At 65.0% G+C, this 26,517-nt stretch carries 23 protein-coding genes; 17 read left to right on the top strand and 6 right to left on the bottom strand.

Features of this window, described 5'->3' with window-relative positions:
* The first annotated feature begins 176 nt into the window (after window positions 1-176).
* Entirely contained in the window at window positions 177-320 is a 144-nt protein-coding gene (locus PMI42_RS40090; protein ID WP_008137427.1) for a hypothetical protein, read from the top strand.
* A 35-nt stretch (window positions 321-355) separates the two neighbouring features.
* Here the strand turns inward: PMI42_RS40090 and PMI42_RS20105 are convergent, their stop codons facing one another.
* Window positions 356-559: a hypothetical protein gene (locus tag PMI42_RS20105; RefSeq protein WP_008137425.1), complete on the bottom strand. Its 204-nt coding sequence runs from the start codon at window positions 557-559 to the stop codon at window positions 356-358.
* A gap of 142 nt (window positions 560-701) precedes the next feature.
* Here PMI42_RS20105 and PMI42_RS20100 point away from each other — a divergent pair, with 142 nt between their 5' ends.
* The 6 genes from PMI42_RS20100 (at window position 702) to PMI42_RS20080 (ending at window position 8,265) form a co-directional block, all read left to right on the top strand.
* Entirely contained in the window at window positions 702-1,433 is a 732-nt protein-coding gene (locus PMI42_RS20100) for a Crp/Fnr family transcriptional regulator (protein WP_008137423.1), read from the top strand.
* A gap of 7 nt (window positions 1,434-1,440) precedes the next feature.
* On the top strand, window positions 1,441-1,671 hold the full coding sequence (locus PMI42_RS20095) for a DUF6894 family protein (protein ID WP_008137421.1): 231 nt from the start codon (window positions 1,441-1,443) through the stop codon (window positions 1,669-1,671).
* A gap of 192 nt (window positions 1,672-1,863) precedes the next feature.
* Window positions 1,864-2,031, top strand: coding sequence for a hypothetical protein (locus tag PMI42_RS40085; RefSeq protein WP_008137419.1), 168 nt, complete (start codon window positions 1,864-1,866; stop codon window positions 2,029-2,031).
* On the top strand, window positions 2,028-4,580 hold the full coding sequence (locus PMI42_RS20090; RefSeq protein WP_008137418.1) for an HAD-IC family P-type ATPase: 2,553 nt from the start codon (window positions 2,028-2,030) through the stop codon (window positions 4,578-4,580). The genes PMI42_RS40085 and PMI42_RS20090 overlap by 4 nt, the downstream gene beginning before the upstream one ends.
* A gap of 566 nt (window positions 4,581-5,146) precedes the next feature.
* Window positions 5,147-7,111 (top strand): TonB-dependent siderophore receptor, encoded by a 1,965-nt coding sequence (locus PMI42_RS20085; RefSeq protein WP_008137416.1) that lies wholly within the window; start codon window positions 5,147-5,149, stop codon window positions 7,109-7,111.
* A 5-nt stretch (window positions 7,112-7,116) separates the two neighbouring features.
* The gene (locus tag PMI42_RS20080; RefSeq protein WP_008137414.1) at window positions 7,117-8,265 is read left to right on the top strand and encodes a PepSY-associated TM helix domain-containing protein; all 1,149 of its coding nucleotides are present in this window, start codon (window positions 7,117-7,119) and stop codon (window positions 8,263-8,265) included.
* Between the two features lie 249 nt (window positions 8,266-8,514).
* Here PMI42_RS20080 and PMI42_RS20070 read toward each other — a convergent pair whose 3' ends face one another.
* Window positions 8,515-9,096 carry a peroxidase-related enzyme gene (locus tag PMI42_RS20070; RefSeq protein ID WP_008137412.1) on the bottom strand — a complete coding sequence of 194 codons (582 nt, stop codon included), beginning with the start codon at window positions 9,094-9,096 and terminating at the stop codon, window positions 8,515-8,517.
* Between the two features lie 212 nt (window positions 9,097-9,308).
* The gene (locus PMI42_RS20065; protein WP_085969660.1) at window positions 9,309-11,069 is read right to left on the bottom strand and encodes an ATP-binding protein; all 1,761 of its coding nucleotides are present in this window, start codon (window positions 11,067-11,069) and stop codon (window positions 9,309-9,311) included.
* Between the two features lie 419 nt (window positions 11,070-11,488).
* Here PMI42_RS20065 and PMI42_RS20060 point away from each other — a divergent pair, with 419 nt between their 5' ends.
* The gene (locus PMI42_RS20060) at window positions 11,489-12,457 is read left to right on the top strand and encodes a catechol 2,3-dioxygenase (protein WP_008137408.1); all 969 of its coding nucleotides are present in this window, start codon (window positions 11,489-11,491) and stop codon (window positions 12,455-12,457) included.
* A 188-nt stretch (window positions 12,458-12,645) separates the two neighbouring features.
* Here the strand turns inward: PMI42_RS20060 and PMI42_RS20055 are convergent, their stop codons facing one another.
* Together PMI42_RS20055 and PMI42_RS20050 are read right to left on the bottom strand one after the other, a co-directional pair.
* Window positions 12,646-16,167, bottom strand: coding sequence for a molybdopterin cofactor-binding domain-containing protein (locus PMI42_RS20055; RefSeq protein WP_008137406.1), 3,522 nt, complete (start codon window positions 16,165-16,167; stop codon window positions 12,646-12,648).
* Window positions 16,167-16,649, bottom strand: a complete 483-nt coding sequence (locus PMI42_RS20050; RefSeq protein WP_008137404.1) for a (2Fe-2S)-binding protein — start codon at window positions 16,647-16,649, stop codon at window positions 16,167-16,169. The genes PMI42_RS20055 and PMI42_RS20050 overlap by 1 nt, the downstream gene beginning before the upstream one ends.
* A 241-nt stretch (window positions 16,650-16,890) precedes the next feature.
* Here PMI42_RS20050 and PMI42_RS20045 point away from each other — a divergent pair, with 241 nt between their 5' ends.
* The 9 genes from PMI42_RS20045 (at window position 16,891) to PMI42_RS20005 (ending at window position 25,704) form a co-directional block, all read left to right on the top strand.
* Window positions 16,891-18,348, top strand: coding sequence for a hypothetical protein (locus PMI42_RS20045; RefSeq protein ID WP_008137401.1), 1,458 nt, complete (start codon window positions 16,891-16,893; stop codon window positions 18,346-18,348).
* A complete protein-coding gene (locus PMI42_RS20040; protein ID WP_008137400.1) occupies window positions 18,345-19,241 on the top strand; it encodes a UPF0280 family protein in 897 nt (298 codons plus the stop codon). The genes PMI42_RS20045 and PMI42_RS20040 overlap by 4 nt, the downstream gene beginning before the upstream one ends.
* Window positions 19,242-19,256: 15 nt before the next feature.
* A complete protein-coding gene (locus tag PMI42_RS20035) occupies window positions 19,257-19,841 on the top strand; it encodes an amino acid synthesis family protein (protein ID WP_008137397.1) in 585 nt (194 codons plus the stop codon).
* A 77-nt stretch (window positions 19,842-19,918) separates the two neighbouring features.
* Entirely contained in the window at window positions 19,919-21,121 is a 1,203-nt protein-coding gene (locus PMI42_RS20030) for an ABC transporter substrate-binding protein (protein ID WP_008137395.1), read from the top strand.
* Between the two features lie 182 nt (window positions 21,122-21,303).
* A complete protein-coding gene (locus tag PMI42_RS20025) occupies window positions 21,304-23,193 on the top strand; it encodes an ABC transporter permease (protein ID WP_008137393.1) in 1,890 nt (629 codons plus the stop codon).
* Window positions 23,190-23,981 carry an ABC transporter ATP-binding protein gene (locus PMI42_RS20020; RefSeq protein WP_008137391.1) on the top strand — a complete coding sequence of 264 codons (792 nt, stop codon included), beginning with the start codon at window positions 23,190-23,192 and terminating at the stop codon, window positions 23,979-23,981. The genes PMI42_RS20025 and PMI42_RS20020 overlap by 4 nt, the downstream gene beginning before the upstream one ends.
* Window positions 23,978-24,682 carry an ABC transporter ATP-binding protein gene (locus tag PMI42_RS20015; RefSeq protein WP_008137390.1) on the top strand — a complete coding sequence of 235 codons (705 nt, stop codon included), beginning with the start codon at window positions 23,978-23,980 and terminating at the stop codon, window positions 24,680-24,682. Before PMI42_RS20020 ends, PMI42_RS20015 begins: the two co-directional genes overlap by 4 nt.
* A gap of 13 nt (window positions 24,683-24,695) precedes the next feature.
* Complete coding sequence (locus PMI42_RS20010; protein ID WP_008137389.1) at window positions 24,696-25,151, top strand: MarR family winged helix-turn-helix transcriptional regulator; 456 nt, start codon at window positions 24,696-24,698, stop codon at window positions 25,149-25,151.
* 163 nt (window positions 25,152-25,314) lie between these two features.
* The gene (locus PMI42_RS20005) at window positions 25,315-25,704 is read left to right on the top strand and encodes a hypothetical protein (protein WP_008137388.1); all 390 of its coding nucleotides are present in this window, start codon (window positions 25,315-25,317) and stop codon (window positions 25,702-25,704) included.
* Between the two features lie 4 nt (window positions 25,705-25,708).
* On the opposite strand, the gene PMI42_RS20000 is transcribed toward PMI42_RS20005, so the two are convergent.
* On the bottom strand, window positions 25,709-26,410 hold the full coding sequence (locus PMI42_RS20000) for a hypothetical protein (protein WP_008137387.1): 702 nt from the start codon (window positions 26,408-26,410) through the stop codon (window positions 25,709-25,711).
* Between the last annotated feature and the right edge of the window lie 107 nt (window positions 26,411-26,517).

The raw sequence follows: 26,517 nt of genomic DNA, 5'->3' as shown, positions 1-26,517 counted from the left end.
CGGCTCGCACCCGCCGCAAGACGGCAGCGACTATTATGAGTGTATGACGGCCGCGGCCCGACACCAGGATCTGATCACAGCCTCTTGAGCGAAGCCGTTTTCTGTTCGCACGACACCGTCCTGAAACAGAGCGATCCCATCTCTATGGGGTAGTCGAGCTCACACAGGAGGCCAACATGCGCCGTCTGGTTTTCGTAATTGCCTTGCTCGCGGTCGCCTCGGCAGGGATCTCGGCGTCGTTTGCCGCTGTCCATCACGCCAAGGCGTTGACGTTTTCCGAGCGCTTCGCTCCGGCACTCGAGTTGATGGCGAAGCACTGACGGCACGGCGCTCCACGGCCGCCGGGCAACGCGGATCACTTCGTGCTTTGCGGACCGGGCGACGATAGCAGCCGTTCGATCTCCGCGGCGGCTTCGCCGTCGCGGGCCTTCTGCAGCAGCGTGTGGCGCTCGGCGCCGGCCGGCAGCTTCCTGGCGGCGGCGCGGGCCTCCTGGGTGAACTTGTTCAGGCGCTCCTGAAGTGACAGGGCGGGGCGCGTACGGTTGCGTTTCTTGGTCATGGCTTGGCCTTTCCAGCACGAAACCAACCATGCGGACGCGACCCGCGTCCTTAACTTTTGTTGGAACCCGGCAAGCCGATTGCGGGTTTCCATTGCGGGCGCTGCGGCGTCACGAGTTCCATGAGCAATCGGGAGTTATTAGGTGACCGGCGATGCGATCCGCGCGGCGCTGGTCAGGCGCCTGCGCCTGACCTCCAATATCTCGGAAGACGACATCAAGGAGATCGAGGCCCTCCCGATCTCGGTGCGGCAGTTCCCCGCCGAGATGCCGGTGGTGCGTGACGGCGAGCGTGCGACCGATTGCTGTCTGATCGCGGATGGCTTCTGCGTGCGCTCCAAGACGATTGCGAACGGCAAGCGGCAGATCCTCTCCATTCACATTCCAGGCGAAATTCCGGATCTGATGAGCCTGTTCCTGCACGTGATGGACCATGAATTGTCGACCCTGACGCCTTCGACGCTGGGCTTCATCAGCCACGAGACGCTGCAGAAGCTGCATCGGCGCGCCCCGAATATCGCGGAGATGTTCTGGCGCGACACGCTGATAGATGCCGCGATGTTTCGCGAGTGGATCGTCAATGTCGGCCAGCGTCCCGCGCCCTCGCGGCTCGCCCATGTCATGATCGAATTGCGCGAGCGTCTCAGGATCATCGGACGCGTCGACGGCGACCATTTCGAGATGCCGATGACACAGGAGCAGATCGGCGAAGCCCTCGGGATCACCGCGGTCCACGCCAATCGCGTCATCAAGCAATTGCGACAGGAGGGAATCCTCGAGTTTCACCGCGGTCGCGTCACCGTGCTCGATGAACGCAAATTTCTGGAACTGGCCGATTTCGACGATCGTTATTTGCATCAGTCGCCAACACTTTGAGCCGCAGATGCCGCGATTCCATTTTGACATCCACGAGAACGGCCGCTTCATCCCCGACGAGCACGGACAGGATTTCGTCAATGTGGAAGGCGCGCGCAAGGAAGCGGTGCTTACCGGCGCGTCCATCGCCCGTGACGCCTTCGTCGCCGGCAGCGCGCATCAGGTCGTCGTGGACGTCCGCAAGGAAGGCTCTCCCTGCATGACGATATCGATCACGCTCGCGGTCGAACCGGCCTGAGGCGGACGAGGCGACGCGCAACATTCAGCTCGATCCGAATTCCGCCGCCTCCTGGCATGCGGGCATTTGATATGCCGCAAATCGTCGCCGGCGTGGCCCGCTACGGTCGTCCGTACATGATAGGTGAACCGGCATTGCGCCCGATGGCGGGGGGCGAGGTGGCTCCGGTCATGCCAACCGGGAGACCTGACGATGAGCCTGATCCTTCGCGTCCTCTTTATCCTTGCCGGGGCCATCACCGCGCTGTTCGTTGCGCGTGATGCCCTGAACTTCACCATCATCCAGACCTTCGTCGCCATGCTGCTGGTGACCGGCGTCCTGCTCGCGGGGAGTCTCTGGAGCCTGCGGCGGAAGACGTGAGCGGCACGAACGGCGCAAGACCTGCCGGGCTGAGCGAGGCCGAGGCCCGGGCGCGGCTGGAAGAGGACGGCGCCAACGAATTGCCCCGGCCCGAACGACGCAGCCCCATGCGCATCGTCATCGACGTGCTGCGCGAGCCGATGCTCATGCTGCTGCTTTGTGGCGGGCTGGTCTACCTCGTGCTCGGCGACCTCAGGGAAGCGCTGATCCTCCTGGCATTCGGCGCGATGTCCATCGTGATCACGGTGGTGCAGGAGACCCGGACCGAGCGGGTGCTGGACGCCTTGCGCGATCTGACCAGCCCTCGCGCGCTGGTGGTGCGGGACGGCGAACGCCGGCGCATTCCGGGCCGCGAGGTCGTGCGCGGCGATCTGCTCGTCCTCGGTGAAGGCGACCGGATTCCGGCCGACGCCGCGCTGGTGGACGCGCGCGATCTGCAAATCGACGAGTCGCTGCTGACCGGCGAGTCGGTGCCCGTCCGCAAGCGGGTCGGCGACAAGGCCGCATCAGCCGATCACCGGCCCGGCGGCGAGGATCAGGCCTTCGTGTATTCCGGCGCGCTCGTCGTGCGCGGTGAGGGGCTGGCACTGGTCGAGGCCACCGGCCCGCGCAGCGAGATCGGGAAGATCGGGCTGTCGCTTCGCGGCTTAAAGGCCGAGCCGCCCCGGCTTCAGCAGCAGACTGCAAGACTGGTGCGGCTCTGTTTTCTCGGCGGCGCGGTGGTCAGCCTGGCCGCCGTCGCGCTCTACGGCGTCTTGCGTGGGGATTGGCTGCAAGCGCTGCTCGCAGGCATCGCCATCGGCATGGCGATGCTGCCGGAGGAGTTCGGCGTCGTGCTCACGGTCTTCATGGCGATGGGAGCATGGCGGATTTCGCAGGCCCGCGTCCTGACGCGGCGCGCCGCTGCCATCGAGGTGCTCGGTTCTGCGACGGTCCTGTGCACCGACAAGACCGGAACACTGACGCAGAACCAGATGTCGGTCGCGGAGCTGCGGCTGCCCGATGGGGCGCGCATGCGTCCGGCGGCGGCCGGCCACGATGATGCGAGGCCCGAATTCGTCGAGTTGGTACGCTGTGGCGCCTTGGCGAGCTCCCAGGAACCGTTCGACCCGATGGAGAAGGCTCTGCACCTGTTCGCGCGTCATGCCTTGCGGGACGGCGACGCGCTGGATGGCGGCCGGACGCTGGAGCGTACCTACGGTCTGCGCCCCGAACTGCTGGCGATGACGCAGGTCTGGCGGACCGCCGGCCGAGAGGACCTGATCGTATGCGCCAAGGGGGCGCCCGAGGCGATTGCGCGGCTGTGCAGGATGAGCGCTGCTGACCAGGAGTCGACACAGGCTGCCGTCGGAGCGATGGCGAAGGACGGGCTTCGTGTGCTGGGGATGGCGGTCGCCGCCTGCGATGACGCCTCACTCCCGACGTCGCAGCAGGCTTTCACGTTTCGCTTTGTCGGCCTGGTCGGGCTTGCCGATCCTCTGCGGCCCCATGTCGTCGAGGCGGTTCGCGAATGCCGCGCGGCGGGAATCCGTGTCGTCATGATCACCGGCGATTATCCGGCAACGGCAGTTGCCATTGCGAGCGAGGCCGGGCTCGACGTCCATGACGTCATGACCGGCGATCAGGTGAGGCTGGCGGACGATGCGTCGCTGGCGGAACGCGTCAAGCACGTGCACGTGTTCGCCCGGGTGCTGCCGGAGCAGAAGCTGCGCATCGTCCAGGCGATGAAGCTCAACGGCGAGATCGTGGCGATGACCGGGGACGGCGTCAATGACGCGCCTTCGCTCAAGGCCGCTCACATCGGCATCGCGATGGGTGGGCGCGGCACCGACGTCGCGCGAGAGGCCTCGTCGATCGTCCTGCTCGACGACGATTTCGGTTCGATCGTGTCGGCCATTCGTCTGGGCCGCCGCATCTACGACAATCTGCGCAAGGCGATGGCGTTCATCTTCGCCGTTCATGTCCCGATCGCCGGACTTGCGCTGTTGCCGCTGGTGTTCGGACTGCCGTTGATCTTCAGTCCCGTGCACATCGCGTTTCTGGAGCTGATCATCGACCCCGTCTGCTCGCTGGTGTTCGAGGCGGAGCGGGGCGAGCACGATGCGATGACGCGTCCGCCGAGACGGGCCGATTCCGAGCTGTTCTCGTGGGCGCTGGTTTGCTGGAGCGTGCTTCAGGGCGCCCTCGTATTTGCCCTGACCGCAATCATGTTCGTCGGCGCGCTTCGCTCCGGCCTTGCAGCCGACGAGGCGAGGACGCTCGCCTTCGTGACGCTCGTCGTCTGCATCGTCGCTCTGGTCCTGGTCAACCGGTCTTTCAGCGCGTCATTCACGTCCGCATTCTTCCGTCCAAATCCCGCGTTGGCCTTGATCTTCGCAGCGATCGCCCTCGTTCTCGCCACAGCGCTGCTCTGGCCGCCGGCCTCCAGCCTGTTCCGCTTTGGTCCGCTGCATGCGGACGATCTGATGATCACGCTCGGCGCGGGGCTGCTGGTGCTGACGGTGCTCGAGTTGCTGAAACCGCTGTGGGCGCGGCGGCTCCGGTTCTAGCTCAGGGTCGTGTCATCGGCCGCTGCGACGAGCGGCGCCTGCATCTGGCGGCGATCGTCTGCATCGGGAATTCATGCAACTGGCGGAAGGCCGTTGCGGAATGGCGACGTCTCACTTCATTAGAACTGATCCAGTCTGTATCGATTCTACGACGCTAGCGTCCAAAAGGCTTTGATTGTGCGTGCGTAGTCTCTGCATGGTCGTCCCCGCTAATTTGGGGACTGGGAATGCTGGAATGTCTGTTTGGCGCACGCGCAAAGAAGCGCGGGCGCGTATCGGTGCTGTTGGGTCTTCTTGCTCTGCCGCCTGCCATTGCCTTGGGCCGCACAGCGCACGCGCAGAGCGCCAGTGGAGCATCCGTCCTTGCGCCCGTCGTGGTCGAACAGAGCAGTGCAGACAAGCGAAAGGTCACGACATCGCGCAACGCGCGATCCGCCAGTGCGCGACGTGCGCGATCGCGCGCGGCAGGACAGACGCGGCAGGCGGCTGCTCAACCGGCTGGCGTTGCTGCGGAGCGCGGCACGGATCCGGTGGGAGGCTTTGTACCTGTCGTCAGCTCCGCCGCGATGAAGTCGGACACGCCGATCCTCGAGACGCCTCAATCCGTCTCCGTCGTCAGCCGCGACCAGCTCGATGCCCGCTCGGTCACGACGCTGGTCGAAGGCTTGCAGTACGTCGCGGGTCTGGCCGTGCAGCCCGGCGGCAAGGATCCGCGCTTCGACAATGTCTTTATCCGCGGCTTCGACAACAACGGCTATGGCGCCTATCGCGACGGGCTGCGCGAGGTCGGCGATCCCAACTTCCTTTCGCTGTTCCGCAACGAGCCTTACGGATTCGAGCGCATCGATGTCATCAAGGGACCGAGTTCGGTCATGTACGGGCAGGGCGCCCCGGGCGGGCTCGTCGACGTCATCAGCAAGCGGCCGCCCGACAAGGCCTTTGGCGAGATCGTCGGTCAGTTCGGCAATTACGACCGGTTTCAGGGCGCGTTCGATTTCGGTGGGCCCGCGACCAAGGACGGCACGCTGCTCTACCGGCTCACCGGCGTGGTCCGCGATTCCGATGCGCAGATCGCCAATTTCTCGAACTTCGTGAAGGATAACCGGACCTATATCGCGCCCGCGGTGACCTGGAAGCCGACCAACGATACCACGCTGACCATTCTTGCCGACTACACCCACGATCTGACCGGAAATGCCTTTCCGTTGTCGATGCTCCATGTTGCCGGCGGGAAGATCACCGGTGTCACGGCGCTGCCGCTGTTCCTCGGCGACCCCAGCTACAACAAGTTCGACCAGGAGCAGGAGCGGGTCGGCTATCAGTTCGAGCACCGCTTCAGCAACAATCTGATCTTCGAGTCGAAGGCCCGCTACGGCCATACCGAGCTCGACTATCGCTATCTGACGTTCGTCGGAACTCCGCTCGATACCACCACGGTCTTCCCGCGGCGCGCCATGCACATACAGGAGCAGGTCGACACCGTGTCGACCGACAACCATCTGATCAGCAAGTTCGGCACGGGGCCGCTTCAGCATACCGTGGTCTCCGGCGTCGACTATCTGACGTTCAACATGACGGACCGGACCTATTCCGGAAATGCGCCGTCGCTCAGCAAAATCAATCCGGTCTACGACCAGACCATTGCGGCTCCGACTACGCTCACCACCCCTTCGGCGAACCAGACGATCGACCAGATCGGCGTCTATGTGCAGGATCAGATGAAGATCCAGAACTGGATCTTTACGCTGGGCGGACGATACGACGCGTCGGAACAGAACACCTACGCCTTGGCGACCAACAAGACCACCGATACGAAGGACACGGCCTTCACCAAGCGGGGGGCCGTCTCCTACGTGTTCGATTCCGGTGTGGCGCCTTATTACAGCTACTCAGAGTCCTTTCTGCCGACACCCAATACGGACTTTGCCGGAAATCCTTTCAAGCCGACTACGGCGCAGCAGCATGAGGTCGGCATCAAGTATCAGCCATCGCGCACTTTGTTGATGACGATGGCACTGTATGACTTGACGCGGCAAAATTCGCTCACGACCGATCCATCACATCTCGGCTTCTCGGTCCAGCTCGGCGAGGTGAACTCGCGCGGTATCGAGTTCGAGACGCTGGCGCAGATCATGCCCGGACTGAATCTCGTGGCGACCTATACCAATCAGGACGTCAAGGTCACCCAGAGCACCGGGACCGACCTCGGCAAGGTGCCAACTTCGGTAGCCCGCCAGATGGCGTCGGCCTATCTCGACTACACGGTGCAGGGCGGCACCTGGGACGGCTGGGGTCTCGGTGGCGGCGTCCGTTACAACGGGCCGACCTTCGCCGATACCACCAACACCATCGTCAACGAGGGCTATGTCGTGTTCGACGCCGGCCTGCATTATCGCCAGCCGAAGGGTGTGAATTTGGCGCTGAACGTGAAGAACATCGCCGACCGCGTCACCCTTGCGTGCACGACGGGTGGCGGTTGCCAATACACCAGCCCGCGCACGATCACGGGCACGGTCAGCTATCGCTGGTAGACGCCATGGTTCAAGCACGCACGATCCGCCTGTGGTCCCGCATTCACACCTGGACGTCGCTGGTGTGCATGCTGTTCCTGCTGATGCTGTGCGTGACCGGGCTTCCGCTGGTGTTTCACGATGAGATCGACGACTTGCTCGAGGACGAGATTGCGGCTCCAGCCATGCAGGAGGGCACCCCGCGTCTCTCGCTCGACCGGATGATTGCCGCCGCACAGGCCCGCTTTCCCGGTCAGTTCGTCCTGCTTCTCAATCTGAAACAGACGGAACCGCTGGTGACCGTTGCGGTTTCGCCGACTGCGGTGCCGGCGCCGGGGAATTTTCATCGCCTGACGCTCGATGCGCGGACGGCCGAGGTGCTGGGTGAGGAGGCCCCGCACCAGAGCGTCATGGACATCGTGCTGCGGATTCACAAGGACATGTTCGCGGGACTCCCCGGCGAACTCTTTCTCGGCGCCATGGGGCTCGTGTTCGCCGTGTCGATCATATCCGGCGTCGTGGTCTATTGGCCGTTCATGCGCCGGCTGGATTTTGGCACGATCCGCCGGCGGTCGTCACCTCGCGTCAAATGGCTAGACACCCATAATTTTCTTGGCATCGTCACGGTGACCTGGGCGATGGTGGTGGGTCTCACCGGCATGATCAACACGCTGGCGACGCCGCTGTTCGATCTGTGGCGTGCGCAACTGATCCCCGTCCTGCTGGCGCCTCATCTCGGCAAGCCCGTGGCCCCGATCCCGTCAGTCCAGGCTGCCGTAGAACTTGTTCGTGCAAGATTTCCGGATCGACTGGTGACGTCGGTGACGATGCCGACATCGGCACGCTTCGGCAGCCCGCAGCACCTCGTGGTCTGGACCAAGGGCGCGACGCCGTTCACGGCGCGGATGCTTCAGCCGATGCTGGTCGATGCCAATGACGGCAAGACGATCGTGGCCCCCGAGGTGCCCTGGTATCTGAAGACGCTGCAGGTGTCGCGCCCGCTGCATTTCGGCGATTATGGCGGGTTGCCGCTGAAGATCGTCTGGGCGCTGCTGGACGTAATCACGATCATCATCCTCGTCAGCGGAATTTACCTCTGGGTCGCCAGGCGAAGATCGTCGCCGGCCGGCCGCAAGCCGCTCGATGCAGGTGTGAGCGCGGCGGTCGGTGTCTAATCCAATGCTCTCTTCCGTTCCCAAGGCGGACGCTCCGAACCCGGCCCGGCACCACAGAAGTGCCTGGGGCGTGTTTCGCATGCCGCTCCTTGTCGGTGTGATCTGCGCCGCGGGACTCGGCTCGGCGCTTGTCGGAGACGGCGTCTGGGATGGCCTTTCGTGGCTGGCGCTGTCGTTGCCGGTCGCGCTTGCGGTCTTCTATTGGCGACGCGCTGGTCGCCGGCGCTGACGGTCGTGCCGTCGGCTGCGTCACTTCTTCGGCAGCCGTCCCATCAGATAGAACTCCTCGTTCGGCCGCATGCCCGTAAAATTGGCCAGCCGGTTCGACAGCGCGAAGAAGGCCGAGATCGCGGCGATGTCCCAGATGTCGTCGTCGCTGAAACCGTGGGGGGCAAGCGCTGTGAAATCCTCATTCGAAACGCGCTGCGCATCCGCTGAGACCTTCATCGCGAAATCGAGCATGGCTTTCTGCCGCGGCGTGATGTCGGCCTTGCGGTAGTTCACCGCAATCTGGTCGGCAATCAGCGGGTTCTTGGCGCGGATGCGCAGGATCGCGCCGTGCGCGATCACGCAATACTGGCACTGGTTGGCCGCCGAGGTCGCCACCACGATCATCTCGCGCTCGGCCTTGGTGAGGCCGCCGTCCTTCTCCATCAGCGCGTCGTGATAGGCGAAGAAGGCACGGAACTCGTCGGGGCGGTAGGCCAGCGTGAGGAACACGTTCGGCACGAAGCCGCTTTTTTCCTGGACGGCGAGAAGTCGGGTGCGGATGTCGTCGGGAAGCGTGTCGAGGGCGGGAGCGGGGAAGCGTTGCGCGGCGGTTTTTGTCATGGGCTTTGGATTCCGGCTTGGGGCGGGCAACCATAGTCGATGCGGGCGACAGGCTCAATCTGCGGGCCGAACGGGCCGCGACGAAAGTGTAAACTATGAACGACGCTCCATCCTCCGTCATTGCGAGCGCAGCGAAGCAATCCAGAGTCTTTCCGCGGAGGGATTCTGGATTGCTTCGCTGCGCTCGCAATGACGACGTGGTTGGAGCGGCCTTACCGCAGCGGCTTCTTCAAGAGCGAGAAGCGGTCCGGGTCCAGGCCCATCGAGGGCTGCAGCATCGGGGCTTCGGCGGTGCTGAGCGTCTTTGCGGGGGGCGTCGGGAATATCGGATCGTTCGGTGCAGCGTCGCGATTCGAGGTCGCGCCGCGCCAGCGTTCGAGCACCGCGCCGACGAAATGCATATCGTGACCCGATGTCACCGACGGCACGCTCGAGATGGTGGCCTCGCCGCGCGGCAATTGGTGCGGCGGCACCTCCTTGAAGCGCAGGCGGGTCGGCAATGCGACGCCTTCGCCGAACGCCAGCACCTCGCGGGTGCCGAGCGAGGGCACGAAGGAGAGCAGGTTCGCGGCCGCATCCGACACCGCGGCGCGCAGCAGCGCCTGGTCGCGGTCGTTGGCAAGACGCATCGTGAACAGCGTGTTGCACTGGGAGATGATGGTGGCGTCGAGCTCGGCCGGACGCTGGGTGATGAGGCCGAGATAGACGCCGTATTTGCGGCCTTCCTTGGCGATGCGCGACACCGCCTTGCGGGTGGGACCAAAGCCGACATTGCGGTCGGCGGAAGCATAGCGATGCGCCTCCTCGCAGACGAACAGCATCGGCGAGACGCCGTCGCTCCACAGGCCGAAGTCGAACGCCATGCGGCACAGCACCGAGACGACGGAATCGATCACTTCGGCCGGGAAGCCGGCGAGCTGCATCACCGTCATCGGCTTGCCGTTGGCGGGCAGGCGGAACAGATGGCTGATCACTTCGGCCATGGTGTCGCCGCCGACATTGGCGTTGTCGAACATGAAGGCGTAGCGCGGGTCGTTGCGGACCGCCTCGATGCGCGAGATCAGCTTGTGATAGATGATGCGCGAAGAGCGGTTTTCCAGCTTGCCCATGCGCTCGTCGATCAGCGACATCAGATCGACCAGGCGATAGGGCACCGGCGTGTCGACGGTGAAGCCGATCTGCTTGGGATCGATGCGCTTGAGGCCGACGCGATCGGTGTTCTGGTACTGGGTGTAGATGCCCTTGGCGATCGGGATCACCTCGGCGAGGACGTCGAGCTCCTCGGGCACGCCGGCGCGGCCGCCGAACAGCACGTCGACGATTTCCTCGAAATTGAACAGCCAGAACGGCAGCTTCAGGTTTCGCGGGTTGAGCACCAGCGCGCGGTCGCCGAAGCAGCGGCCATATTCGTTGTGGACGTCGAGCAGGAAGATGCGCAGGTTCGGGCGCGCCTTCAGGATCTCGTTGAGCAGCAGCGATACGCCGGTGGATTTGCCGACGCCGGTCGATCCGAGCACGGCAAAATGCTTGGACAGCATTTCCTCGATATCGACATAGGCGATGACGGAGCGGTCCTGCTGGAGGAAGCCGACATTGATCTGGTCCGACCCGGTCGGTGCGTAGATCGTGCGCAGCTCCTGGCTGGTGATCAGGTCGACGGAATCGCCGATGGTCGGATAATTGGTGACGCCGCGCTGGAATTTGGCCTTGTCGGCGGCGTTGAGGATCTCGCCGAGCAGGTCGACCGAGGCGATGGCGATGTAATTGTCGGCGCTCGACAGGTTCTCGCAGGAGACTTCGGTGATCATGGCGACGATGACCGAACTGGCGCAGCGAATGCTGACGAAGCGGCCGACGGTCGCCCGAACCTCCGAGATCGGCATCTGGCTGGCCGCCAGAAGCCCGACCCGGGCGAGCGATCCGCGAACCGAAATCACGCGTCCAAAGGATGTCACGATGAATGAACCTGGCATGAGCGAGGAGTTTACACTCCACTATGCCCGGTCGCCGCTGGACAAACGGTTAAGCGGCAGGCGCGCCCGCTTCGTTAAATCCGCGACAATTCCGCTGACAGATTTGTTCCTGATGCATACTTATGCGCGGAAACGACCATGGAATGCCGCTTTTCTAGGCCGGCGGGCCTGCAGGCGATTAAGGAAGATTTTACCATCCGGGCAGTCTGCCCGCCGTTCGGAGGATGTGTGACCTCGCCGGGCGGGCGCCGTTCGAGCGGGGATGCAGGGTTTGATTTGTTGACGGGACCTAATCATTTGTACATTAGTACAAATGAACCTGCGGCCTCGCTGCCGCCCCGGGCGCATCAGCCAATTGCGGCTTGCACCCGATCGCGCGATCCGGTCCAGCGGATCGCTTGCTGTGCCAGGAGGAACCCATGCAGCCCGAACCGATCCTCGATCTTGCCCATCTCGGCCACATGGAGCTGCTGACGCCAAAACCCGACGAGAGCCTGAAATTCTTCGTCGACGTGATGGGCATGACCGTCAGCGGTCAGAAGGGCGAGTCGGTCTATCTGCGCGGCTGGGACGATTACGAGCGGTATTCGCTCAAGCTCACGGCCTCGAAGACCTCGGGCATGGAGCACATGGCGCTGCGCGCGCGCAGCCAGCAGGCGCTGGAGCGCCGCGTTGCCGCGCTGAAAGGCTCCGGCTTCGACATCGGCTGGATCGACGGCGACATGGGGCAGGGGCCGACCTTCCGCTGCCGCGATCCCGATGGCCACATCGTCGAGCTCTATTACGAGACCGAATGGTATCAGGCGCCGCCGGAACTGAAGCCGGCGCTGAAGAACCAGGCGCAGCGTTTTCCCGCGCGCGGCGTCAATGTCCGCAGGCTCGACCACCTCAACTGCCTCGCCGTCGACATCAAGGCCAACCGCGAGTTCTTCGAGAATTATCTCGGCTGCCGGTTGACCGAGCAGATCGTGCTCAACGATGGCCGTGAAGCCGCGATGTGGCTGACGATGTCGAACAAGAGCTACGATTTTGCCTATTCGCTCGACCACTCAGGCACGCCCGGCCGCTTCCACCACGTCACCTACGCGCTCGACAGCCGCGAGGAGATTCTTCGCGCTGCAGATATTTTCCTGGAGAACGGAATCCACATCGAGACCGGCCCGCACAAGCATGCGATCCAGCAGACCTTCTTCCTCTATGTCTACGAGCCCGGCGGCAACCGCGTCGAGGTCGCCAACGCCGGCGCCCGCCTCATCCTCGCGCCCGACTGGAAGCCGATCGTGTGGACCGAGGAAGAGCGCAAAAAGGGCCAGGCCTGGGGCCTGAAGACGATCGAATCCTTCCACACCCACGGCACGCCGCCGGTGGAGGCGAAGAAGCACGCGTAGCTCGGCGGGGTTTGAGCAAGCGCCTCGTCCTTCGAGACGACCGCGTTCCGCGGTCTCCTCAGGATGAGGCTAAGCGGCAGCTCAAAATGCTGCCACGCACTCTGCCCTCATCCTGAGGGCCCGCCGCAGGCGGGCGTCTCGAAGGATGGCCGCAGGCGGACTTCAAGCCACGCCTTCCTTCGTATTGCCTAGTGCGCTGCGGCGCGCACCCGTGCGATCGTCTCGCGGATACCGCTCCACGCCGGCTTGTCCGGCGCGAACTGCTGGCGCAGGAAGCTGACGAGCTCCTCGACCTGCGCGTCGCTCATGCTGTTCCTGAACGCGGGCATGTACCCGAGATCGCTCGACACGGGCTCGGCAATGCCGTGCAGGATGACCTGGACGAGATTGTCCGATGTCGCGCTGTGAATGTTGCTGTTGAGCGCGAGCGAGGGCCGGCTGCCGAACAGCGGCAGGCCGCCGACCTCGTGGCAGACGGCGCAGGCACCCTGATAGAGCCGCGCGCCGGCGGAAGAGGCGATGGTGACTTGCGTTGCGCTTTCGAGCCTGGCGGCAAGCGCGTCTTGCGTCTGGCCGGCCGCCGCCTCGTTGAATGAATTCAGATAGACCGCCATCGCGCGGATGTCCTGGTCGGGCAGTGCTTTGAGGTCCCTCACGATCGGCGCCATCGGGCCGGCGGCGACGCCGTGATAGCGCGAATGTCCGGTGCGCAAATAGGTGAACAGCTCGTCCTCGTTCCACGGGATCGGCGCGTGCGAGAGCGAGGTCAGCGGCGGGGCCTCCCAGCCTTCCGCAAAGCCGCCGGCGAGATAGGCATTGCGCTGCTCGGCGCCGAGCGCGTTGCGCGGTGAATGGCAGGCGCTGCAATGGCCGAGGCTCTCGACCAGATAGGCGCCGCGATTCCAGGCCTCGGATTTGGCAGGATCGGGCCTGAATTCCTTCGTCTGGTGAAACAGCGCGTTCCAGCCCGCGAGCAGGGGGCGGAGATTGAACGGGAAGGCGAGCGTGTTTTCCGGGGCCGTCGCGCGCACCGCGGGCTGCGCCATCAGATAGGCGTAGAGCGCCTGCATGTCGGCATCGCCGGTCTTGGCAAAATGCGTGTAGGGGAAGGCGGGATAGAGCTGCCGTCCGTCGCGATGCAGCCCCTCGCGCATCGCGCGCTCGAAGGCGGGGTAGGACCAGGCGCCGATGCCGGTCTCGACGTCGGGCGTGATGTTGGTGGAGTAGATCGTGCCGAACGGCGTCTCCAGCGCGCGGCCGCCGGCATTGAGCCCGCCCGTGAGGCCAGTGTGGCACTCCGCGCAATTGCCGAGCGCGGCAAGCTGCTCGCCGCGTGCGATGGTCGCGGCGGAATAGACCGACGCATCGGGGCGCGCGATCGGGGCGATGGCACGTCCGGGCAGGAGAGCCGCGCCGATGCCGATTGCGGCGGTGCAGACCGCCGCGATCGTCGCCGCGAGGCCGGCGCGTTTGGCGAAGGGATTTTGCCAGATGCGGGACGGTCGCGGCCCGGCGGGCGCGGGCAGGGCCTCCGGCACCGGCGATGCTTCACCGTACAGGCCCTTCAGGATCCGCTCGGGCGTAAACGGCGGCTCGCGAAAGCGTACGCCGGTGGCATCGAAGATCGCATTCGCGATTGCGGCGGCGCTCGGCACGGAGGCGGACTCGCCGACGCCCAGCGGCGGCTGGTCCTGACGCGGCAGCATCAGCACGTCGATCTTGGGCACGTCGGGGAAGGGAATGATCGGATAGGCGCCCCATTCGCGCGCCGCCACCGCGCCGCGCTCGAACGAGACCTTCTCCATCAGCGCCCGGCTGGTGGACTGGATGACATTGCCGTGGATCTGGTGGCGCACGCCGTCCGGGTTGATCATCAACCCGGAATCCTGCCCGGCGACGACGCGCGTCACGCTGACGTCGCCGGTGGTCTTGTTCACCGCGACGTCGGCGACCCAGGCCGACCACGCCGCGCCATAGCCCGGAAATTTGCTGTGGACGTAGAGCGCATAGGCAAAGCCGCGCCCGTGCACGATCTCGCCGTCTTTTTCCTCGCGGACCGGCCGCGGCGTCCAGCCCGCGCGTTCGGCGACCGCATTGACGAGATCGACGGCGCGCTGATCCCTGAGATAGCGCAGGCGGTATGCGATGGGATCGACACCGGCCTCGGTCGCGGCTTCGTCGATATAGGATTCATGCGCAAACGTGTTCGGCAGCGCCGAGACGCCGCGAAACCAGGAGGCGCGCACGATCGGCGCCATGTCGTGCGCGACGACGCGCATGTGGTCGTAATCGTAGGGCGGGATCGCGGTGCGGTCGCCCATCTGGAGCACAGCCGGATCGGGCGAGATCCGCCCCGTCAGCAGAAGGGCGAGCGTCGGGGCGGAGTTGGACGGATAGCGCGTGGCGAGGTCGTATCCGGCGATGCCGCCGTCGGCGTTGAGACCGCCCTTGACGTCGATGAGCTGCGCGGTGCCCTTGGGCTCCCAGATATGCTCCTGCTCGCGCGTCAGCTGTACGCGGACGGGCCGGCTGACCGCGCGCGAGAGCAGCAACGCATCCGCCGTGACGTCATCGGCGCAGTTGCGGCCGTAACAGCCGGCCGCCTCCAGCCTGATGACCTCGATCTCGCTCTCGGGACGTTCGACCAGCAGTGCGAGGTCGGCACGCAGGACGTGCGGATTCTGCGTGCCGGACCAGACGCGGATGTTGCCGTCCTGGACATCGGCGACCGCGCAGGATGGGCCGATCGAGGCGTGCATCTGGTACGGCCAGACGTAAGTGCGCTGCATCGGCTTGGCCGCGCCAGCGATCGCCGCATCGACGTCGCCCTTGTCGATCAGCTTGCGCGGCGTCGAGGGACTGGCGCGCAGCGCGGCCTCGACGTCGGAGAGATCGGGCAGCGCCGGTGTCGGCCGCCAGCTCACCGCGAGCTGCTCGGCCGCGCGGATCGCATTCTCCTCGCGCTCGGCGACGACGCCGACGAAATCGCCGATGCGAACCACGGCGACGAGACCGGGAATGTCGCGCACCGAAGCTTCGTCGACCGCGAGCAAGCTTGTCCCGACGAATGGACCGGCATCGACGCCGGCATAGGGCGGCCGCACCACGCGGCCGTGCAACATTCCGGGCAGGCGGATGTCGTGCACGAAGGTCAGCTCGCCCGTGGCCTTGGCCGGCAGGTCGACGCGCGGCATCGACTGGCCGACGATGGCGTAATCGCCGACCGCCTTGACCGCGACGTTGTCGGCAAGCTCGAGGCGGATCGTCTCGCCGCCGATCAGCTCGCCATAGCTGACGCTGCGATTGTCGTGGCCGCGGACGAGGCCGTCTTCGATGGTGAGATCGGTGGCCGGTAGCTCCAGCCGCTCCGCCGCCCGCGCGATCAGGAAGTGCCGCGCCTGGGCTGCGGCCTTGCGCAGGGGAACCGCGGTGATCTGGATCGTTTCGCTCGCGATCGTCGCGCCTTGGTTCGGTACCAATGCGGTATCGCCGAGCACCACGACGACGCGCGCAAAGGAGACATCCAGCTCTTCGGCGACGATCTGGCCGAGTGCGGTGCGGATGCCGGTGCCGAGATCGACATGGCCGTTATAGGCGGAGACCGAGCCGTCCGCGGTGATGCGGACGAAGGTTTCGGATGTGACCTCGTCCACGGTGTGGACGACGACGAGCGAGCCGCGTTCGGCTCCGTTCGAAACAGGGGAGGCCATCAATCCGCGGCCCCGGCGAGTTGGCCCGATGCGCGCATCACGGCGCGCAGGATTTCGACATGCGTGCCGCAGCGGCAGAGATTGTAGCGCAGCGCCGCCAGCGCCTCCTGCTCGGTCGGCTGCGGGTTGAGCGCGAGCAGTGCCTTGGTGGTCATGATCATGCCGTTGAGGCAATAGCCGCATTGCGCGGCCTGCTCGTCGATGAAGGCCTGCTGCACCACATCAGGCTTGTCGCGCGTGCCGAGCCCTTCGAGCGTCACGATGTCGCGTCCGGCGCAGCCGCCGACCGGAATCACGCAGGAGCGGGCTGCCGCGCCGTCGATCAGGACAGTACAGGTGCCGCATTCGCCGAGACCGCAGCCGTATTTCGGACCGTTGAGTGCGAGGTCGTTGCGCAGCACGTAGAGCAGCGGCGTATCTCGCGTCGCGCTGATCTCGTGGATCCTGCCGTTCACGGTGAGGCGGATCGGTGTCTGAATCATCCTCGTTCCCAAGCCCGCTTAAAATTTGACGTCGTGACGATACCGTTTGTACACAAACGTGCAAGCCGCGCATCCCGCACTGCAGCGCGGCTGCCTGCTTTGTGGACAAAGCGGATAGGCAAATGAGGTTTTATGCGGCAGCAGCATCTTTTGCGCTGCACCGCCGCTTGACAGGTCCGGGGGAGCGCGCGCAACATCGTTCGTATACGAATGATAACCGTCTCGATCCGCTGGCTCGCACATGCTGACTGAAACGACGAGCGTTGTTGCCGACAAGATCCGCTGCGATGCCTGTCCGGTGATGTGCTACATCAAGCCGGGCGCGGCGGGCGCCTGCGACCGCTATGCCAACCACGACGGCAAGCTGGTCCGTGTCGATCCGCATGTGATCCTGGAGCGCACGGTCTCGCATGGCGGCAAGCTGGTGCCGTTCAGCCGCACCGAGGACTGGGACGGCAAGATCGTCCATGAACCCTCGACCTTCGTCACCGCGATCGGCGCGGGCACGACCTATCCCGACTACAAGCCGGCGCCGTTCATCGTCTCCGCGGAGGTCGATGGCGTCGACATGGTGACTGTGGTCACCGAGGGCATCTTCTCCTATTGCGGCATCAAGGTGAAGATCGACACCGATCGCTATCTCGGCCCGGAAACCGCGACCGTCCGCGCGCAGGGCGAGGCGGTCGGCCACGTCACGACCAGCGAATACGGCTCGCAGATGCTGTCGCTCGGCGGCGTGCATCATCTGACCGGCGGCTCCAAGAAGGAGGGCCGCATCACCTGCGACACGCTGATGGACCTCGCCAATTGCAAGGCGGTCGAGCTCACCATCGACGGCGGCGCGAGCGTGGTGGTGCAGGCCGGCCAGCCGCCGATCGTCAACGGCATGAAGGAAGAGCGCATGCGCGTCGGCTGCGGCTCGGCGACGATCGGCATGTTCGCCAAGCAATGGCACGGCAAGGTCGACGAGGTCGTTGTCGTCGACGACCACATCACCGGCGTGCTCAGCGAGCACCAGGCCGGCAAGCTGCTCGACATCGCCGACACCGGCATCAAGATGAAGGGGCGCCGCTCGACGCCCGGCCGCTACTTCCAGGTCGCCGATCCCGGCACGGGGTGGGGCGGCACCAATATCTCCGATCCGCTCGCGATCCTCGGCCCGTTCGATGCCAAGGAGGCCAAGCCCGGCCTCTCGATGCTGATGGTGTCCACCACCGGCGAGCACTCGTCCTATTACGTGCTCGATGAGGCGCTGAAGCCGGTCGAGACCGAGATGCCCGCCGATCTGAAGTTCTCGGTCGAGCGTATCCAGGAGAATTGCGAGCCGGCGCTGTGCACGGTGCTGTTCATGGCCGGTGCCGGCGGCTCCTTGCGCGCCGGTGTCACCGACAATCCGGTGCGGCTGACGCGTTCGGTCAAGGACGCGCTGACGCGCGTCACCAGCGGCGGCGCGCCGGTCTATGTCTGGCCGGGCGGCGGCATCACCTACATGGTCGATGTGACGCAGATGCCGGCGGGTGCGTTCGGCTATGTTCCGACACCGGCGCTGGTCGCGCCGATCGAGTTCACGATGAAGCTGACCGACTACGCCGCGCTCGGCGGACACATGGATTACGTCAAGCCGCTGTCCGAAGTGCAGAACGGCGAGGATGTCCGTCAGCTGCCCTGGCAGAACCCGATTCCGGGGCCCCGGGCATGACCAGGCTCCCGCAAATCGCATTGCTGTCTGATGGCCGGCGGCTGCATTTGCAGGATGGACCGATTGATCTGATCGTCGAGGCGAGGGGCCGTGTGGATGAGGTTCGCTCGGCCTATGAGGCTGCGGCGGGGCGCTTCACCGGGCTGCTCGATGAACTCTGTGCGGAACTGCCGGTGCTGCGGAGCGCCGCCGGGAAGGCAACTTCGCTGCAAGGCGTGGTGGCGCGCCGAATGCACGCCGCTGTCTCGCCCTATGCCGCCGATGGCTTCATCACGCCGATGGCTGCCGTGGCAGGAAGCGTGGCGGAGGAAATTCTTGGCGCGATGCTGAGGGCCGCGACGCTCGATCGTGCCTATGTCAACAATGGCGGCGACATCGCGCTCCATCTCGGCCGGGCAGAGCATTTCTCGGTCGGCCTGATGGACCGGCCGGATCGTGACGGCGTGATGCGAACGATGCGGGTCTACTCGGACGATCCCGTACGCGGCGTCGCGACCAGCGGGCGCCACGGCCGCAGCTTTTCCCTCGGCATCGCCGACGCCGTGACGGTGCTCGCAGCAACGGCGTCGCAGGCCGATGCGGCGGCGACTGTTATCGCCAACGCCGTCGATCTGCCCGGGCATTCCGCCATCATCCGGAAGCCTGCGAACGAGCTTCAGAGCGACAGCGATCTCGGCGCGCGCCTCGTCACCCGCGACGTCGGTGAATTGTCGCGGAAAGAGGTCGCCACCGCGCTGGAATCTGGCGCGGAATGTGCACGGCAATTATTCGATCGCGGATTGATCGAAGGTGCCGTGTTGCAGCTTTGTGGTGATATGCTTGTCATCGGACCGAAGGATATAGAAGAGCAACGGACGCGCCCGCTCGTGCTGGAGAACGCGGTCCATGCTTGAAAAGGGAAGCGAAACATGAGCGCGATCATCCGCAAGATCGTCACCGTCGTCGAAGAAACGCAGATGGAGATGGGCCGCCAGGTCTCGCCGCCGACCCGGCGTGCGGCCGCGATCGCGGTGATCGAAAATCCCTTTGCCGGAAAATATGTCGAGGATCTCTCGCCGCTGATCGCGATCGGCGAGGAGCTCGGTGAGCTCTTGTCGAAGCGCGCGGTGGCGGCGCTCGGCATCGACGGCGCCAAGGCACAGAGCTACGGCAAGGCTGCGGCCGTCGGCGAGAACGGCGAGCTGGAACATGCAGCCGCCATCCTTCACCCGAAGATGGGCGCGCCGGTGCGCAAGGTGCTGACCAAGGGGGCGGCGCTGATCCCGTCGTCGAAGAAGCGCAGCGGGCCCGGCACGACGCTCGATATTCCGCTCGGCCACAAGGACGCGGCTTTCGTGCGCAGCCATTTCGACGGCATGGAAGTGCAGATCAACGACGCGCCGCGCGCCAACGAGATCATGGTCGCGGTCGCCGTCACCGACAGCGGCCGTCCGCTGCCGCGCGTCGGCGGGCTGACGGTTGCGGAGATCAAGGGCGAAGACGGCCTGAAATAGAGCATGATCCGGAAAAGTGGGAACCGGTTTCCGATAAGATCATGCTGAAGAGATAGAGTTCAAAACTGGAGGTTGGGATGCGAGCAAGAAATTACTTCGTCGGCGCGGCCTTCGCGCTTCTGGCGGGCGGCATGGCTCATTCGGCCATGGCGCAGGACATCAAGATCGGCGAGATCAACAGCTATTCGCTGCTGCCGGCGTTCACCGAGCCCTATCGCAAGGGCTGGCAGCTCGCGGTCGAGGAGATCAACGCAGCCGGCGGCATCAACGGCAAGAAGCTCGTCGTCGTCTCCAAGGACGACGGCGGCAAGCCGGCGGATGCCCAGACCGCGGCCAACGAACTTGTCTCCAGCGAAGGCGTCGCGATGCTGACGGGCACGTTCCTGTCCAACATCGGTCTTGCGGTCAGCGACTTCGCCAACCAGAAGAAGGTGTTCTTCCTCGCGGCCGAGCCGCTGACGGACGCCGTGACCTGGTCAAAGGGCAACAAGTACACCTTCCGCCTGCGGCCCTCGAACTACATGCAGGCCGCGATGCTGGTGGAAGCGGCCGCAAAACTGCCGGCCAAGCGCTGGGCGACGATCGCGCCGAACTATGAATACGGCCAGTCGGCGGTTGCCGTGTTCAAGAAGCTGATGTCGGAGAAGCGCCCTGACATCCAGTGGGTCGACGAGCAGTGGCCGCCGCAGGGCAAGATCGACGCAGGTCCGGTGGTGCAGGCGGTTGCCGCCGCCAACCCCGAAGCGATCCTCAACGTCACCTTCGGTGCCGATCTCGTCAAGCTCGTGCGCGAGGGCAATACCCGTGGCCTGTTCAAGGGGCGCGAGGTCGTCTCCTTCCTGACCGGCGAGCCGGAATATCTCGATCCGCTCAAGGAGGAGACGCCGGAGGGCTGGATCGTCACCGGCTATCCCTGGTACTCGATCAAGACGCCCGAGCATGACGCGTTCCTGAAAGCCTACCAGGCCAAGTACAGCGACTATCCGCGTCTCGGTTCGATCGTCGGCTACCAGACCATCAAGGCGGCGGCGGCGATCCTGGCGAAGGCCGGCGCGACCGATCCGGAGAAGCTGATCGCCGCGGCGGAGGGGCTGTCGATGCCGTCGCCGTTCGGCGAGATCACCTTCCGCAAGATCGACCACCAGTCGACGCTCGGCGCCTATGTCGGCAAGACCGCGCTGAAGGACGGCAAGGGCGTGATGGTGGACTCCGTCTACAAGAAGGGCGCGGACTATCTGCCCAGCGACGCCGAAGTCGAGAAGCTGCGTCCGAAGGATTGATCCTCGCTGCCGTAGGGTGGGTTAGCCCTGCGGATGCGCAAAGCGCATCTGCGGGGCGTAACCCACCACTTTCGGCGCCGCACGCGAAACGTGGTGGGTTACGCTGCGCTAACCCACCCTACGAAGCTCTCTCTCCCCGCACACGGGGAGGGATGAGACGCAACACCCAACCCGGACCGCCGATGGCCTTTTATGTCGTACAGTTTCTGACCGGTCTCGCCAGCGCAGCGTCGCTGTTCCTGGTGGCCTCGGGCCTGTCGATCATCTTCGGCGTGACGCGGATCGTGAATTTCGCGCATGGCGCCTTCTACATGATCGGCGCCTATATCGCCTTCACGCTGACGGAGCGGCTTTCCGGCGCGGTCGGCTTCTGGGGGGCGATCGTGTTGGCCGCGTTGGCGGTGGCGCTGATCGGTGTCCTCGTCGAGATGGTGCTGCTTCGCCGCATCTATCATGCACCCGAACTGTTCCAGCTGCTCGCGACCTTCGGCCTGACCTTGATGGTCGAGGACCTCGTCGTGCTGATCTGGGGCCCCGACGATCTCGTCGGCCGCCGCGCCCCGGGCTTCAGGGGCGCGATCGATTTCTTTGGGCAGAACATCCCGAGCTACGATCTGTTCCTGATCGTGCTCAGCCCCGTCGTGCTCGGCATTCTCTGGCTGCTGTTCCAGCGCACGCGCTGGGGCGTGCTGGTGCGCGCGGCGACGCAGGACCGCGACATGGTCGCAGCCCTCGGCGTCAACCAGAAATGGCTGTTCACGTCGGTGTTCGCGGTCGGCGTCTTCCTCGCAGCCCTCGGCGGCGCGCTCCAGATCCCGCGCGATGCGGTGCATCACGCGATGGACCTGCGCATCATCGTCGAGGTTTTCGTCGTGGTGGTGATCGGCGGGCTCGGCAGCATCGTCGGCGCCTTCGTCGCGGCTGTGCTGGTCTCCGAGCTCAACGCCTTCGGCATCCTGATCTTCCCGAAGATCTCCATCATCCTGGTTTTCCTGGTGATGGCGGTGGTGCTGATCGTGCGGCCCTGGGGCCTGTTCGGCAAGCCGGAGGCGGCCGCGCGCAAGACGCCGGGTCTCACCGTCAATCCCTGGCGTCCGCTGACGTCGAACGAACGGCTCGCCGCGCTGGCGGCGCTGGTCGTCGCGGCGACGCTGCCGCTGTTCGCCGGCAATTACGCGCTGACGGTCGGCTCGGAAATCGCGATCTTCGTGATCTTCGCGGTCAGCCTGCACTTCCTGATGTCGGTCGGCGGGCTCGCGTCCTTCGGCCACGCCGCCTATTTTGGCCTCGGCGCCTACGGCATCGCCTTCCTCGCCAAGATGGCGGGGCTGCCGATGATCGTCTGCCTCTTGCTCGGGCCGCTGCTCGGCTGCATGGGCGCGGCCGTGTTCGGGTTCTTCGCGGTGCAGCTCTCCGGCGTCTATTTCGCGATGCTGACGCTGGCCTTCGCGCAGATCGTCTGGTCGATCGCGTTCCAGTGGGTGAGCGTCACCGGCGGCGACAATGGCATTCTGGGCGTCTGGCCGGAAAAATGGGCGGCGAGCCCGTCAAACTTCTATTGGTTGGCGCTCGGCGTCGCTGCGCTTGTCACCATTGCGCTGCGCGCCATGGTGTTCTCGCCGTTCGGCTACGCGCTCCGCGCCACGCGCGATTCGCTGCTGCGCAGCGAGGCGGTCGGCATCAACGCCAAGCGCATCCAGTGGACGGCGTTCGTGATCGCGGGCACGACCGCCGGCATCGGCGGCGCGCTGTTCGCCTACCTGAAGGGCAGCGTCTTCCCTGACAATCTCGGCATCTCGCTCTCGGTCGATGCGCTGGTCATGGTGCTGCTCGGCGGCGTCGAGACGGTGTCCGGCGCGGTGATCGGCGCCATCGTCTACAAGGCGCTCAACATCTGGCTGGTCAGCCAGACCGACCTGTCAAAGCTCGTGCTCGGCGGCTTCATCGTGCTGATCGTCGTGGTCTTCCCCAAGGGCATCGTCGGCATGCTGGAGATGCTGGCGCAGCGCCGCCGGAAGGCATCGCCGCCCGGATCGCCTCTCATTGCCAAGCCGATCGAGTCCGCCGAATGAGCGTCGCACCCCCACTTCTCGCGGTCGAAGGCCTGACCAAATCCTACGGCGGCATCCACGCCGTGCGCGGTGTCTCGTTCTCGCTGCGATCAGGCGAGATTTTGGCGCTGATCGGCCCGAACGGCGCCGGCAAGAGCACCTGCTTCGACATGCTCAACGGCCAGAACAAGCCTGATAGCGGTCACGTTCGCCTGCTCGGCGAGGAGATCACCGGCAAGAAGCCGCGCGAGGTCTGGCGGATGGGCGTCGGGCGCACCTTCCAGATCACCGCAACTTTCGCCACCATGACGGTGCGCGAGAACGTGCAGGTCGCGCTGATCTCGCATGGCAAGCAGCTGTTCAATCTGTTCGGCTCGGCGCCGAACTTCGACCGCGGCGAGGCCGGCCGGTTGCTCGAACTCGTCGGCATGGGCGGCTATGCGGATCGCCCCTGCGGCGAGCTCGCCTATGGCGACCTCAAGCGGCTCGAGCTGGCGGTGGCGCTCGCCAACCAGCCGCGACTGTTGTTGATGGACGAGCCGACCGCCGGCATGGCGCCGCGCGAGCGGGTCGACCTGATGCGGCTGACCGCGCAGATCGCGCGGGAAAAATCGATCGGCGTGCTCTTCACCGAGCACGACATGGACGTGGTGTTCGAGCATGCCGACCGCATCATCGTGCTCAACCGCGGCACGCTGATCGCCGAGGGCTCGCCGGCCGAGGTGCGCAGCAATCCGCAGGTGCAGGCGGTCTATCTCGGCGAGGGCCTGCTCTACGATGCCGAGCATCGCGAGGGAGCCTCCGCATGAAGCTCACGGTGCAGGACCTCAACAGCCATTACGGCCCGGCCCACATCCTGTTCGACATCGGCTTCGAGGTCGGCGAGGGCGAGGTGGTGGCGCTGCTGGGCCGCAACGGCGCCGGCAAGTCGACGACGTTCCGTTCGATCGTCGGCCTCGTGGCGCAGCGCTCGGGCCGCATCATGTTCGAGGGCAAGGACGTATCAGTTCGGCCGACCCATGAGATCGTGCGTGAGGGACTCGGCTACGTTCCGGAGGAGCGGCGTATCTTCACCGATCTGACGGTGGAGGAGAATCTCGAGGTCGGCCGCCAGCCGAAGCGGCCGAATGCGCCATACTGGACGCGCGAAAAACTGTTCACGCTGTTTCCAAATCTCGGCGAGATGAAGAACCGCCCGGGCGGCCGCATGAGCGGCGGCGAGCAGCAGATGCTCACCATCGCGCGGACGCTGATGGGCAATCCGTCGCTGGTGCTGCTCGACGAGCCCTCGGAGGGCCTGTCGCCCAAGATCGTGGAGCAGATGGTCGATGCCATCCTGACCATGAAGAAGGAGGGGGTCAGCATCGTCGTCTCCGAACAGAATCTGCACTTTGCGCGGCTGATCTCCGATCGCGCCTATATCATCGAGCGCGGCCGCATCTGCTTCGGCGGCACCATGGCCGAACTCGACGCGCGTCCGGATATCCGCGACGCGCATCTGTCGTTGTGAGAGGCGGGGGCTGATGGCGAGAAGCGTTGCGGCGAAGAAGAGCGTCAAGCCGTCCAAATCGTCCTACGTGCTCGATGAGCAGGTCGGCTTCATCCTGCGCCAGGTCTGGCAGCGCCACAGCTCGATCTTCTCCCGCGACATCGGCACCAACATCACGCCGACGCAATGGGCGGCATTGTCGAAGCTGGCCGAGACCGGGCCGTGCTCGCAGAACCAGCTCGGGCGTCTTACGGCAATGGATGTCGCGACCATCAAGGGCGTGATCGACCGCCTGACGGCGCGTGGCCTGACCGAGACCAGCCAGGACCCCGAAGACGGCCGGCGGCTGCTCGTCAGCCTGACCCGCGCCGGCCAGCAGCTTGCGGAGAAGGTCGCACCGAACGCGCTCGCCATCACCCGCGAGACGCTGGCGCCGCTCGACGCCAGGGAGCGCGAAATGCTGATGGCGCTGTTGAACAAGCTGCGGTGAAGCCGGTGCCGTAGGGTGGGCAAAGCGAAGCGTGCCCACCATTTCCTCGATCAGCAAGAGATCGTGGGCACGGCGCGTCGCGCCTTTGCCCACCCTACAGCAGTTGAACGAGCTGCGGGGACTGGCGACTAACTTCGATGAGGGTTTATCGAGGTTTTTCGTCATGAGAGCGACGACGCGGTTTGCATTAGCCTTAAGTCTTGCTGCCGCGCTGGCAAGCGAATGCGCTCCCGCTTGGGCGGCGCAGCCCTATGAGGGCTTCTGGGCCTCGACCAAGAAGGATTGCCGCGATCAGGACAGCGCCAACCGCATGAGCATCGAGGGCGGCAATCGCCTCTATTGGTACGAGACGCGGTGCCGCGCCAGCGAGATCACCGCCGACGGAAAGCTCGGCTGGAAAATGAAGCTCGCCTGCGAAGGCGAGGGCGAGAAGTATCGCTCCAATCCGCGGGTGTCCATCGCAGCGGACGGCAGGCTGGTGATGGACAACAGCCCGGTCGGGCAGGGCAAGCGCCAGACCTATGTGCGGTGTGAGATCGCGAAAAAGCGCTGATCTCTTACGTCTTGCCCGGCCATTTCGCGCGATAACGAATCTCGCTGCCGTCCGTGAGCCGCCGCCACGTTCCGAACTCCGGCGTATGCGGCGCCCGTGACGTCAGATCGATCGGATAGATCCGGCTCGGCTGGCCCTGGAGTGTGACGGCGAGCTGCCGGTGCGAGGTGCGAAACGCGAGTTCAACCGTGCCTGCGATGACGGGCTGGTCCCCGTCGCGGTAGAAGGCCGCGGGGGTCACTTCGCCCGGCATGGTGTTGAGGTCGGTCTGCAATTCGATGGCGATGCCTTGGGCTGACGTCGGTAGCGTGACGCCGGCCGGAAACCTGACCTCGAACACCAGCAAGGGAGTGGCGCCGTTCCGGTTGAGCCAGGGCGTCGCGGTCGCATAGGCGTAGGCAATGTAAATGCCGATACCGCCGGCGCAGAGCAGGACGACGATGCCGAGCGACTTCAGGCTGTTGCGCGCGACGCCTCCATTGTCTGCATCCTTGTCGCCCGCGTTGCCTGAACGCGTCACCAGCCAGCTGGCAAGCACAGCACCGGCGATCGCGCCCATGGGGGAGTAGACGAACAGGGCCACCAGGCCCGATGTAATCGGATCTGCCCGGTTGCCCAGATCGAAGACCGAAAACAGCACGAAGATCGCGATATAGCCGACGACCGCGCCGGCAACGCCGGCACCGACCCGCGATGAGTTTTTCATGTTTCCCTCGATGGTCCAGCAATGAACTGCCGCCGCCGAGGGCTGCCTGCGTTAGACGCAGCAGGCCGGCGACTTGTTCAATGCCATCGAGAGCCGACGCGGCGCGG

The sequence above is a fragment of the Bradyrhizobium sp. YR681 genome (genome assembly GCF_000282615.1).
In the GTDB taxonomy this organism is placed as follows: domain Bacteria; phylum Pseudomonadota; class Alphaproteobacteria; order Rhizobiales; family Xanthobacteraceae; genus Bradyrhizobium.
This window is presented reverse-complemented; position numbering and strand designations above follow the sequence as displayed.